We start from the raw sequence: 12267 nt of genomic DNA on the forward strand, positions 1-12267 counted from the left end.
TGATGAACAAGCTCATTGCTTCCGCCTTATCTAAACCCGTCACCGTCGTAGTGGTCGTACTGGGCCTGCTGGTCTTTTCGATTATGGCCGTCAGGAGCATTCCGGTTGACATTTTTCCGAAGCTCAACGCCCCGACGATTTACATCGCCCAGTCTTACGGCGGCATGATGCCCGCTCAGATGGAAGGGTTCATGGCTACGCGCTACCAGAACCAGTTGCTTTACGTGTCGGGTATGAAAAGCGTGGACGTGAAAAACGTGCAGGGGCTAACCATTGTGAAGTGTTCCTTCTACGAAAACACTAACATGGCTCAGGCCGCCGGTGAGGTAGCGAACCAGGTGAGTCGGGTGATGAGCTACTTGCCGCCCGGCTCGCAACCGCCCACCGTTATTCGCTTCGATGCCAGTACGTTACCGGTGGGGCAGCTCGTCTTCGCGTCCAAAAACCGTCCACTTACCGAAATTCAGGATTTGGCGGCTACGCGCGTTCGTCCCCTGCTGGCCAAGATTCCCGGTGCGTCATCGCCGTCGCCCTTTGGGGGCAACGAGCGCACGATTGTGATTAAGGTGAACCCGCAGAAAATGCAGTCCTACGCGCTCACGCCCGATCAGATTGTGCAGTCGGTAGTGAAGCAGAATCAGATCTCGCCCGCCGGGGTGGTGCGTATCAAGGACTACACGTACCTGACCCCCTCCAACGCCACGATTGGGAAAGTGAGTGAATTCGCCCAGATTCCGCTCAAATTGGGCAGTGGCCCAACCATCTTGCTCGGCGACGTGGCGACCGTATCCGATGCCGCCGACCAAACGGTGGGCTACGCGCTCGTCAATGGTAAGCGGGCCGTATATATTCCCGTGACGAAAACCGGCGATGCCTCTACGATGTCGGTCGTAACGGCCCTCAAAGGTAAACTGGCCGAAATGCAGAGCCTGCTGCCCGACGACGTTCGGCTCAGCTATGAATTTGACCAATCGGTGTCCGTCTCCAACGCCGTAGAGGGCCTGATGAGCGAAGGCATTACGGGAGCAGTACTGACGGGCCTGGTCGTGCTGCTGTTCCTGCGCGACTGGCGTTCCTCGCTGATTGTGGTGCTGACGATCCCGGTGGCCGTCTTGGCTGCCGTGATGTTGCTGAATGCGGCTGGCCAAACCATCAACATCATGACGCTGTCGGGCCTGGCACTAGCCATCGGCATTCTGGTAGACATGGCGACGGTAACGATTGAGAACATCCACCAGCACTTAGAAATGGGCAAGACGAAGGCCCGCGCCATCTACGACGCCTGTTTGGAAATTGCTTTCCCGGAGTTTTTGATCCTGATCTGTATTCTGGCCGTGTTTGCTCCATCTTTTTTGATGACGGGCATCCCCAAGGCCATGTTCCTGCCCCTCTCGCTGAGCATTGGCTTTGCCATGATCGTGGCGTTTCTGCTAGCCCTGACACTGGTGCCGGTGCTGAGTAACTGGTGGCTGAAAACACATGCGCCCGCCGTGCAAAACGCCCCTGCCGTGCAGTATCTGGATCAAGAGGAGTTCGTCCAGGTGCAACAGGAAAACCACAAGCTGGCGCAACCCCAGAAGCTGACTGGTTTCGACCGGATCAGAGCCTACTATGTCAACACGCTGGAAAAGCTCGTGCCGTATCGGGCACTGGTCATTGGAGCCTACGTACTGGTTACGTTTGGTATAGCCGGGCTGCTCTTTACGCGCATCGGGCAGGACATGTTGCCCAAGAGCAACGCCCGGCAGTTTCAGGTCAGGATCATCGGGCCCCAGGGCCTGCGTATCGAACGAACCGAGACGAACGTTCGGCAAGTGCTTGCCATCATCAACCACTTGGCGGGCAAAGATGCTGGCAACAGCGGTGCGGTTGAAATTAGCTCTGCCTTTGTGGGTATGACCCCCTCTACTTACGGCACCAACAACCTGTACGTGTTTAACGCGGGACCGCACGAAGCCACGCTCCAGGTAGCCTTGAGCGAAACCTTCAAGGGGGATATGGATGAATTTCGGGACGCGCTACGCCGGGCAGTTCACGATCAGTTACCGGGTGTGAGCATCTCATATGAACCCATCGAACTGACCGACAAAATTATGAGTCAGGGAGCGGCTACGCCCATCGAAGTGCAGATAGGCGGCAAAAGCTTGCAAGACGGTCAGCAGTACGCCAAACGGCTGATGAACGGCCTACGGTCGATCCCCTACCTGCGTGACATTCGCATTAAACAGCCGCTGAACTACCCTACGCTCGACATCCAAATTGACCGGGTACGGGCCGGGCAGTTCGGCCTGACCGCCGATGACGTAGCGAAAAGTTTGGTGGCTGCTACATCGTCGAGCCGCTTCACGGCAAAGAACCTTTGGCTCGACCAGAAGAGCGGGTACGCCTACCAGGTGCAGGTGCAACTGCCCGAATCCGAGATGACTTCGCCCGAAGATATGGAAGCCATTCCGCTGGTCCGGGGGCAACTGCGCCCCACACTCGGCGACGTTGCGACCATCCAGCGAACCACCGTGCCGGGCGAGTTTGACCGCTCCGGGCCACGCCGGTTAGTGACGGTCTCGGCAAACATGTACCGGTCGGATCTCGGTACGGCCTCCCGCGATGTACAGCAGGTGATTGATGAACTGGGTACTCCGCCCAAAGGCACTACCGTTGAGTTGCTGGGCATGGCCCAACTGCTGACGGAAACGTTGAGCAGTCTGCAAACGGGCCTTGGGCTAGCCGTCGTGGTCATGCTGCTGGTGCTAACGGCCAACTTCCAATCGTTCAAGGTGGCTTTCGTGGTACTCTCGACCGTACCTGCCGTGTTGGCTGGAGCTTTAGGAATGCTGGTGCTCACCGGTAGTACGCTCAACCTGCAATCCTACATGGGGATCATTATGTCAGTAGGGGTGTCAGTTGCCAATGCTATTCTGCTCATCACCAACGCGGAACAACTACGGCTACAATACGACGACGCGGGTAAGGCTGCGCTCACGGCGGGCGGTATGCGGCTGCGCCCCATCCTGATGACGACCATCGCGATGATCGTCGGGATGGTGCCGATGGCACTGGGCGTGGGCGAAGCCGGCGATCAATCGGCTCCGCTGGGCCGGGCCGTGATCGGCGGGTTGTTTTTCTCGGCCATAGCCGCCCTGCTAATCCTGCCGGTGATTTTCGCTACGGTACAGGCCAAAACGTCCATTAAGTCGCCCTCGCTCAATCCCGAAGATCCCGACAGTGAGTACTACGATGGCGTAGATCCGCTCAAAAAACAACTACTCGTCACTAACCCGAATTAGCCACCTCCCCAACGCCCGGCTCCTGGGCACTACGAACAAACCGGTTCCTGACCGTAGTGCCAACGGGAGTTGGGCAGGGCACCAACCACAACGATATGAAACTGCGAATCATTTATTTGGTGCTCTTCGGAGGTAGTGCGGTGTTGCTACCGGCCTGTTCGTCGGAGTCGAAGAAGCCGACCGAAACGACAACTGAAACGGTCAGTCAGGTCGCTTACGAAACGGTGCCGGTCGTGGCCGAGCAACGGAGCAAGGCCCTGCAACTGCCAGGCGAATTTCTGGCGCGGTATGATGTCGCGTTGTTCGCCAAAGTAAACGGCTTCATCAAAACGTTGAGGGTAGACGTGGGCGACCGCGTCCGGCGCGGGCAGGTGCTGGCTGTGATGGAAGCCCCCGAACTCGATGCCGACCTAAACCGTGCTATAGCCGACCAACAAGCGGCCCGTGGGCGGCTGGAGGTGAGCAAACTTACATACCGACGGCTGGTGCAAACGGCCAAAACGCCCGGTGCCGTAGCTCCCCAGGAACTGGACGTCGCCAAAGGGCAACTCATGGGCGACAGTGCGGCCTATATAGGCAAAAGCCAGGTGGTAACTTCCGCCCGGCAGATGAAGCAGTACTTAGTGCTCACCGCCCCCTTCAATGGCATTATTACGGAGCGTTTGCTCAGCCCCGGTGCCTTTGTCGGGCCGTCGCAGAAAGACCCGCAACCCGTTCTGAAGTTGAAAGAAGTGGAACGGCTGCGGTTGCAGGTTACCGTGCCCGAAGTCTACGCCGGTCAACTGCGGCAGCACACGCCCGTTACGTTCTCGGTCAATGCCTATCCAGGTGAGACGTTCCGGGGACGCATCAACCGCATTTCTTACAACGTCGAGCGGGCGGTTCGGGCCGAACTGATCGAGATTGAGGTAAACAATCCGGGTCTGAAGTTGATGCCTGGTATGTTCACTCAGGTTGGCTTTCCGGTCCAACGTCGGGAGAAGAGCCTTTACGTACCCAGCACGGCGGTCGTCACCTCAATGGAAGGTACGTATGTGATCGCCGTGCGCGGGGGTAAAACGCACTACGTACCCGTGCAGATCGGCAACGAAACCGACGACCTCCTGGAAGTTATCGGCGGGCTGAAATCCGGCGAACCGGTCGTAGCCAAGGCTTCGGATGACATTCGTAACGACATAGCGATTCGAACATCGCCTGTTGCACCAGCCCCTAACGCCGTGGTGGTTCGCTAAACCCCCTGACAGTATGAGTGTATCGACGATTTTCATCCTCTTGCTGCTGGGTGCCCTCGCAGGCTACATCAGCGGTCTGGTTGGCATCGGTGGGAGCGTAATTCTGGTGCCCACGCTGGTGCTGCTGGGATTCAGTCAGTACCGGGCGCAGGGTACGTCGCTGGCCCTGCTGATTCCGCCCAGCCACAAACCTTGACGGGTTATGAGAACGAAAATTATTATCGCCGTTGACGATAGCACTCATGCTCCTCAGATTGCCCGTCAGGGTTTCGCACTGGCCCGCGAACTAGAAGCTGTCGTTTGTCTATACTGCGTCGTAGATGATGCCGGTGTCATTGGCGAAGGCTTGTACACCACGCAGGAAATCAGGCAGTCGATGTACGAGCGGGCCGAACACACCCTGCTAAAAATACAAAACGAAGCAGGCGACATAGACTGTCAGATGATGGTGCTGCCTGGTGATCCGGTTCAGACGCTGGGCCGTATCTGCCAGCAGCAGCAACCCCGCTACGTGGTGATAGGGGCGCACCGACATGAAAACGAAGCGCAAAAGCTGATGAGTCGAATGGCCGGGCACTTAATCGATACGTTGCCCTGCCCGCTGATATTGGTGCCCTGCTGATTGCTTCTGTAGGGACCTCGATTTTCACTAGTTGCGCTTAAAGGTACTCAACCCATGAAACGTATACCGTTGTTCTGTGGCCGTTCCCGATGGGCCGTTATAAGTGGTCCTCTTTTCTTTTTGGTGCTATTGGGATGCAGCCCCGAAACCATACAGGTAATGCATACGCCCGATGAGTTAGCTTCCATTGAGCCTACCTACCAACTGCGCCAGATTCGTCAGAAGGCCCACCTTCACCAGGTACTAGTTAACGATAGGGCCGGTCACAAACAGACCCTACCGGCTGATTCGGTTTGGGGTTATCAAACCAACCAAAACCACCTGTATCGGCTCTACCGGGACGATTGGTACGAGGTACTTCAGCGCGGGGCCGTCACTATTTATCGGAACGAAATCTGGGCTGGAGATGCCACGTGGGATAACTATTATTTTAGTTTGACTCTTACGGGAACAATACACAATCTGGATCGTCGAACCGCACGTATTGCTCTGAAAGAGGATGCTTGTATGCAACGGCTGCTGGCGCAAATGCGGAACCGGGACCTGCTTCGCACGGATAGCAAGGGGTCTTACGGTTTAACCAATGCCTACGTGTATTGTCATTGTCGAACCGCCCAAAAATGAGAGGCAGTGCTGCTTTGCCACAGCCTTTAGACAGCCATGATGGATATGATTGTGGCTTCACTTCAAAGAGTGTTACCTGCTTTCACTATGTCATCTATGAGTAACAGCCCCATCAACCGATTAGGCCGGGCGGGCATAAAAAAGCTCATTTTGTTTGTGTTATTGTGGGTTTATGGATATGGTAGCCGAGCGCAATCTTACATCTATGGGGCCACTCTGCCCATAAACCCTACCTTAGCCTACAATCTGGTGGAACCGCTACAACCAGAAACACCCTATCAAACACACCCGGCTCTTGCAGGAAGAACTTGTAACCATTAACAAACTATTAGGTAAGCTAGCGATTGTAGATGCTGGCTTATATAAGTCGAGAGCTGATGATTTATATCATTTTTTGGAAACGTTGCGCGCCGATAAGACAGATTATGGTTCAGAGCAGACGTACCAAGCAATCGTACATAGTTTGGAAATTATTACTAATATGGTGCGTAATGATTTAGCTATGTATAAGGATAAAATTGAGCAAATAAAGCTGAATGAAAAGCGACAGGAAATACAGAAGACAAATCCCAGAACGGCCCAAGTCTACAAGTTTACTCCCATACTGAATCACCCCAAATACGAGGCTCGCTATATTCATCTACTGATGGGAGATGAGATAATTACGCTAAAAAAAAGTGTCGGCGATTATTTTCAGATACAAAGCGGAACTTGGAAGGGATACATTCATAACAGCATGATTCGCTAAAAATGAGTTATAACAAGATTGAGCACGTACCCAACCAAGTCTTTGGCAACCTGACGCATCTCGTGGATGCGGTGCTGGTGTATTTAGCTCAACTGCGGGCCTACCCTAAAGGCCTTACGGCTTTGCTTCGTAAAAGGAGGTCCATTTTCTTTATAGACTAATCCACGCATCAATAACAATACTAAGAGTTGATGGAGCGCACAGCCCCCTGTATAAGTGACGCACGGTGTTAGCTAACCTTTCCACCCTTAGCCGCGTTGGGTACTCCGACTCGGCTACTCGAAAGTGATTATTGTCGCCGGTTACACGGCACTCACACCTGACGTACTAACACAAGTAACTAGGAGCTGAAGAAGGGTTGTAGATTTTTCAGCGTTGACGTTTTAAAAAGGTGAGGTAACCCGTTGATAACTCATAAATCGCTTGCACGGTTAAGGGCGTAGCGGGCCAGTAAAAGGCCACTACATCCCAGTCTGGTTCGTTAGGCTTATATACCGCCAAGAATGGTTGATAGCGATCTGCTTTCATCAGTCGTGACAGCAGCGTATCCGAGGACGCAATTCGATACAAACCGTAATTAGCATCCGTTCTTTTCTGTTCATACACGGCGCGTGCCTGCTCAACTAAGCTGATCTTTTGCTCAAGATTGAATGATTTTAGGTTTATTTCTTGACTAATAATCACCTCCAAGTAATAGATTTTAGCCGTGTAGTTACCGATTGCGGCCAATCCAGCCGTAGTGGGATAACCTGATACAACGACAGAGCGATACTTGTCCAATAGGTGAACAGACCTATCTTCTCGGTTCGACAAATCGTTTAATCCTCGAAATTTGGTGCTTACTAGTCGGTAGCCACTTTGAGGGTTAACCCCAGCATCAATCAATGAGATGTTTGGATAGGCTAGGCAAGTTTCGATCAGGCTCCGGGTGGTCAAACACTGGCTTATGTTGGCTGGTAAGTTCACGTAAGCCTCCCTTTCAGCTATCGTCATAGACGAGTTAGCAGGAATGGAAGGAAATTGGTACGCCTTATCGGGTTCTACACCGCACGGATCTTTGGATTGACAGGCGAAAAGACACAACAGTGTAGTTGGTACGAATAAATGCAAGGTAAACAGTGTCTTTTTCATGAACGATGTAGCGGTTGAGTTAGCTCAGTTGTAGACCTAAAAGTGAACCAAGAGGTTGGAAGTTATGACATTTTTTATGGCCGGTGTTGCTGAATGATGCAGGCTGATGTTAGGGTTGTGGAGCGGGGATAGGGTGCGCCATAGGTACGTGCTGTCGGACGGAGGTAGGAGCCGCCGCAAGTGCGCTCTGTCGCAAGTAAGTTGGATCTGTCGGCTGTGGGTAAAAATGGCGACTAAGTACGTCCTGCCCCGCGTAGGTAGGGCTTGTCGCCGGTACGTTGGCACCCAAGAAAAAATCCTTCAACATGCTAATCTACAGTACGTTATCTCTTGCTTTGGCCCAACTTATTAAAGTGTGCAAATTCGCGGAATCACAAAAAACTACATAGAACTGAGACTTATCTCTCACTACAGTGCTAGTAATTCACTGAATCGAAATATCAAGTATTTATTTCAACTGGCTTTTGCAACGAATGTGCAGCTACAATTCAAACCAAAGTCTAAAAAATAATTTCATCTTTTGTCCCCACTATGTTTTTTCAAAGCAGGACCAGCTCGTCGGAGGAAAGCGAGCTTATTAGTCCAGTTCAACAGTCCGCTTGCTTTCTGATTAGGATGGGCGAATTAACAGCTTTCTGCACTTCTTTCCTTGCTTGGCCTGAAGTAGCCTATACCGTGTGAAGCTGCTTGTTTGCGGAAAGTCTCTCCAAAACTTGCCAGCATTGGTATAAGCCGCGCGGTACGTGGTAACAGCCTTTCCATTTACCGCCTTTCAACGGCAGCAGCACCTCGCCCCGGCGGTTCAAATAACCGTACCATTCGCCATGCGTGGGATCGGGAAAGTGCGACCACGTGTAGTCGTGCAGGCGCACGAACCAGTCCCAGCATTGCTGATTGCCAGTCAGATGGTAGCCTTTGAGTAAGCTTATCAGCGTCTCTACGTGCACCCACCAAAGTTTTTGGTCCCATTCCAACTGCTGGGGCGGGTGACCATCGGCATCCATGAAATATAGGATACCCCCATATTCTTTGTCCCAGGCATAGTTGAGCGTATCGAGCGTAATCTTCACGGCCCGTTCCATGAGTGCACGATCATCCCGTCGAGCGGCCAAATCCATGATAAACCACATGGCTTCGATGGCATGGCCAGGATTGAGCAACCGCCCCTCAAACGAATCGGACACCTGACCATCCGGCGTTACGTTTTCGCGGATTAGGCCAAGGTCTGCATCGTAAAATACGTCCATGACTTCATGAATACACGTTTCAATCGTCTGGTCAACCTGATCGCGGTCCAGCAAGTGCTCGATCTCCAGCGCGAGGTTGCACAGAATCATTGGTAGGGCAAAATTCTTTAGTGGGCGCGTACCAGCCACGGCTTTGCTCCATTGGCCTTTGGGGTTCTCCTGCCGGGCCAAAATCCCCTCAAACGTCATTTTGGCAATGTGCGCGTAGGCATCGCGGCCCGTCGCTATTGACAATTGGCCGAACGCCATTGTTGCAAAACAATCGGAGAAAATGTTGTACGGCTGCACCAAGGGACGCCCTTCGCGGGTCAGGGAAAAATACCAATTGCCGTCCTCAGCACGACCGTACTTTTCTAAAAAGTCGGCTCCATACTGCGCCATTGCCAGCCAGTCCGCTCGCCGTCCCTGCGAAGTGGCCTCTCCACTTTCTTGGCCTAAGCGGTTGTACAGCATGGCAAACGTCCAGACCTGCCGGGCTTGCAACCAAACAAATTTGTCCGTGTCATACACGTGGCCCTGCCGGTCTAAGCAGGTAAAAAAACCGCCGTGTTCGTGGTCTACCGAATGCCGTTGCCAAAACGGAGTCACGTCGTTCAATAGGGCATTGCGGTACTGCCGGGCGTAGTGTTGAGGAGTCATTTAAGACAGTGATTTTCGTGAAGAACCCGGACCCACTGGACGTACCCAGCCCCGTTGAGATGCAGGCCGTCGTTGGTATAGCGGGGGTCTAATTGACCATCCGGGCCAGCTAAGTAGGGATGAAGGTCAACGTAGCGCTGACCCGTTTGAGCGGCAATGATTCTCAATGCATTATTAAGAATGTGAATGTGATTGGCTTTACCCTGATGCCGCGCAAATTGTGGGAAGGAACTATTTGTAGGCAGTATACTTTGCAGATAGATCGTTGTGCGGGGTGATGCTTCCCTGATTTGCCGAACGATTCGCCTATAGTTTCGGATAATCAGGCTGTCAGGAATATCCCGCGACAGATCGTTTATGCCAATCATCAAAAAGATTTTGGCGGGCTGTGAGGCCGTGACTTCATCGAGCCGGGCCAGTACGCCGAACGACGTATCGCCCGAAATACCCCGGTTTTTCGCCCGCTTGTTTCCAAGCAGTTCAGCCCACTCAGCCGTGTCTGTAATGCTATTTCCTAAAAAAATAATCTCCCTCTTCGTGTTGGGCAACAAGGCGTACAGTGAGCTTTTCTGTTCATAATACGTCGTGCGAAACGTCGTATCGTAAGCCGGTGTTTGGGCAAGAGCTTCCGGCGCAATTAGGCTCAGTAGTGCCCCAATGCTAAGGTGCCAGCCAGTCATAGCGGAAACGAGCGTACGTAATTTGTGTATAGTTGTCTTTCTCGTAGAGCAGACCGATTTGTCCGTTGGCCTGTACGATTAAATCAGAATAGGCCGCTGAACCGGGGTAGATCTCCTGGCCTAGCGACCAAGTTTGCCCGTCGTCTGTACTCACGCGCACCGTCAGTTTTTCGCGTTTAGACTGGCTGTTCAAGTTGGAAAAGAGCAGCACCGTTCGCCCGTTTGGTAATCGGTGGTTCAGCATACTACCCTGACAAACCGGGTCGGGTAGTTCGTGAGCGACTCGAACACCAGACCAGGTTTGACCGGCATCGGGCGTGGAGGCCAGTAACCTTGCTTTCACATCGCCCGACTGGTTACGAATGTTCATCAATAGGCTCCCTGTAGAAGTTTCGGCGGCGGTGCTCTCGTTGCCGCCCGGATAAGCCACGGAGGGTGTCAATTTCCAGGTACGTCCGTGATCATCCGAATAGAACCCGTGCGCGTAATAGTCCCGAAACTGGCCCTGCGGTGTTCCCTCAGAATGATTAGCGGCGACAAACAGGCGACCCCGGTAGCGTCCGTTCTGGATTTGTAACGCGTGTCCCGGTGTATTGGCGTAAGATCGCCAGTCTTCCTTGAAGGCATACTGCGGGTTTACGCTCGGCTTGTTAGGGCGCGATACCTGGGTGGTAATGTTAACGGCATCCGACCAACTTTGGCCACCATCCGTGCTGGCTTTGTACCAAACTTCACGGATCGCTTTTCCATTACGCACGTCGCCCTCCGAAGCGGTGCCCGTATTGTAGATCATGAACAGCCGACCTTTTGGGTAAGCCGGATCAGTCAGGTCAAAAACGGGTGCCGGGTTGCCGGCCTGGGCCTCTCCGTAATCAGCGACTACCCGCACTGGTCCCCAGGTCTGGCCGTTATCCCGGCTTGCTCGTGACACGATGTCTACGTCGCCATAATCACCGCAATCGGTTTTTCGCCCTTCGGCAAATGCCAGCAGCTCCCCTTTGGGTGACTTGACAATCGCCGGGATACGATAGCAGAGATAGCCGTCTTCTCCATTTTTAAAAACGACGTTCTCAACCACAGGCGACGAACCAGGCGAAACGGAAGCACCTCCGGGCTGAGCCGGTAGCGGGCGACATCCCACACCCAGGCTGAGCAAAACGAGCAAGAAACGGTTCATTAAGTTTAGAATAAACGTTGAAAGTGGTTCTCAAAGTGATTTCGCATGGCGTTGCGAAACGTCTCAGGGTTACCGTGCTGTAACACATCGACCAGCCCCCGGTGCGAGACGAACTTCTTATGCTGGATCGGTTTCTTGAGTATGCCGCTCTCATGAACGTACTGAAACGTAGGCAGTAGCATTCGCTGAAACCGGCGCAGGGTGTTGTTTCCCGCGATATCGTACAGCTTGCCGTGGAAACGTACCTCCTGCTCCGGGTCGAACAGGGTGGCTTCGGCATTGTTGGGTTCGTTGGCGACGATAGCGTACAGTTCATCGATATCGGCCTGTTGAATCCGCTCAAATAGCAGGTCGCCCATGCCAATCTCCATCACCATACGCAGTTCAAAAATGTCGCGGAGTGTCTCGTCATCAAGAATACCGGGATAGAGCGTCTTTTCTAAGATGCCCAGCAGATCGGGGTTAGTGATGACCGTGCCGCGCTTCTTCTTGGTATCGATCATCCCCCGCATGCGGAGCCGCAGCAGGGCCTCCCGGATGACCGTACGACTAACCCCCAACTGAACAGCTAGTTCAACCTCTTTGGGAATCACATCACCAGTCTTGAACTGCTGCTCCCGAAAAAAGTGGAGAAGGTCCGTTTCCGCTTTATCGACCAATGAGCCTGATTCCTGTCCGACAAGATTCTCATGTATAAGGTCGTAATTCATATTATGTATGATTTAATAGTATGCAAATATATGTGTATCACCGTTAAAGCAAAGGTTTACTGGGAAAATTTATTTTTGCTGACTGCATACAAGTATAAAGTATAACATAATAACTTTGTCAAGTCATACTTAATACCAAAAACAGGCCTGTTTATGAATACGACACCTCTACT

10 protein-coding genes are annotated in these 12267 nt (G+C 52.9%); 5 read left to right on the forward strand and 5 right to left on the reverse strand.

Annotated elements, in window-relative coordinates:
- The first annotated feature begins 2 nt into the window (after window positions 1-2).
- The 5 genes from J2I47_RS07355 (at window position 3) to J2I47_RS07375 (ending at window position 6510) form a co-directional block, all read left to right on the forward strand.
- Window positions 3-3284 (forward strand): efflux RND transporter permease subunit, encoded by a 3282-nt coding sequence (locus J2I47_RS07355; RefSeq protein ID WP_207363927.1) that lies wholly within the window; start codon window positions 3-5, stop codon window positions 3282-3284.
- Between the two features lie 95 nt (window positions 3285-3379).
- Window positions 3380-4516 (forward strand): efflux RND transporter periplasmic adaptor subunit, encoded by a 1137-nt coding sequence (locus tag J2I47_RS07360; RefSeq protein WP_207363928.1) that lies wholly within the window; start codon window positions 3380-3382, stop codon window positions 4514-4516.
- A gap of 13 nt (window positions 4517-4529) precedes the next feature.
- Entirely contained in the window at window positions 4530-4712 is a 183-nt protein-coding gene (locus J2I47_RS07365; RefSeq protein ID WP_207363929.1) for a TSUP family transporter, read from the forward strand.
- A 6-nt stretch (window positions 4713-4718) separates the two neighbouring features.
- Window positions 4719-5138 carry a universal stress protein gene (locus tag J2I47_RS07370; RefSeq protein ID WP_207363930.1) on the forward strand — a complete coding sequence of 140 codons (420 nt, stop codon included), beginning with the start codon at window positions 4719-4721 and terminating at the stop codon, window positions 5136-5138.
- Between the two features lie 919 nt (window positions 5139-6057).
- Window positions 6058-6510 carry a hypothetical protein gene (locus J2I47_RS07375; RefSeq protein ID WP_207363931.1) on the forward strand — a complete coding sequence of 151 codons (453 nt, stop codon included), beginning with the start codon at window positions 6058-6060 and terminating at the stop codon, window positions 6508-6510.
- Between the two features lie 369 nt (window positions 6511-6879).
- On the opposite strand, the gene J2I47_RS07380 is transcribed toward J2I47_RS07375, so the two are convergent.
- The 5 genes from J2I47_RS07380 to J2I47_RS07400 form a co-directional block, all read right to left on the reverse strand.
- A complete protein-coding gene (locus J2I47_RS07380; RefSeq protein WP_207363932.1) occupies window positions 6880-7641 on the reverse strand; it encodes a hypothetical protein in 762 nt (253 codons plus the stop codon).
- Between the two features lie 668 nt (window positions 7642-8309).
- Entirely contained in the window at window positions 8310-9527 is a 1218-nt protein-coding gene (locus J2I47_RS07385; protein ID WP_207363933.1) for a n-acyl-d-glucosamine 2-epimerase, read from the reverse strand.
- On the reverse strand, window positions 9524-10207 hold the full coding sequence (locus tag J2I47_RS07390) for a GDSL-type esterase/lipase family protein (RefSeq protein WP_207363934.1): 684 nt from the start codon (window positions 10205-10207) through the stop codon (window positions 9524-9526). Before J2I47_RS07390 ends, J2I47_RS07385 begins: the two co-directional genes overlap by 4 nt.
- On the reverse strand, window positions 10188-11384 hold the full coding sequence (locus J2I47_RS07395; RefSeq protein WP_207363935.1) for a sialidase family protein: 1197 nt from the start codon (window positions 11382-11384) through the stop codon (window positions 10188-10190). Before J2I47_RS07395 ends, J2I47_RS07390 begins: the two co-directional genes overlap by 20 nt.
- Window positions 11385-11389: 5 nt before the next feature.
- A complete protein-coding gene (locus J2I47_RS07400; protein ID WP_207363936.1) occupies window positions 11390-12094 on the reverse strand; it encodes a FadR/GntR family transcriptional regulator in 705 nt (234 codons plus the stop codon).
- Window positions 12095-12267 lie beyond the last annotated feature (173 nt).

This window comes from Fibrella rubiginis (assembly GCF_017353185.1).
Taxonomy (GTDB): Bacteria; Bacteroidota; Bacteroidia; order Cytophagales; family Spirosomataceae; genus Fibrella; species Fibrella rubiginis.

Coding starts and splice junctions, on each gene's coding strand:
- J2I47_RS07395 (WP_207363935.1), bottom strand. CDS start 11,384: ATGAACCGTTTCTTGCTCGTTTTGCTCAGCCTGGGTGTGGGATGTCGC.
- J2I47_RS07385 (WP_207363933.1), bottom strand. CDS start 9,527: ATGACTCCTCAACACTACGCCCGGCAGTACCGCAATGCCCTATTGAAC.
- J2I47_RS07365 (WP_207363929.1), top strand. CDS start 4,530: ATGAGTGTATCGACGATTTTCATCCTCTTGCTGCTGGGTGCCCTCGCA.
- J2I47_RS07360 (WP_207363928.1), top strand. CDS start 3,380: ATGAAACTGCGAATCATTTATTTGGTGCTCTTCGGAGGTAGTGCGGTG.
- J2I47_RS07390 (WP_207363934.1), bottom strand. CDS start 10,207: ATGACTGGCTGGCACCTTAGCATTGGGGCACTACTGAGCCTAATTGCG.
- J2I47_RS07400 (WP_207363936.1), bottom strand. CDS start 12,094: ATGAATTACGACCTTATACATGAGAATCTTGTCGGACAGGAATCAGGC.
- J2I47_RS07370 (WP_207363930.1), top strand. CDS start 4,719: ATGAGAACGAAAATTATTATCGCCGTTGACGATAGCACTCATGCTCCT.
- J2I47_RS07380 (WP_207363932.1), bottom strand. CDS start 7,641: ATGAAAAAGACACTGTTTACCTTGCATTTATTCGTACCAACTACACTG.
- J2I47_RS07355 (WP_207363927.1), top strand. CDS start 3: ATGAACAAGCTCATTGCTTCCGCCTTATCTAAACCCGTCACCGTCGTA.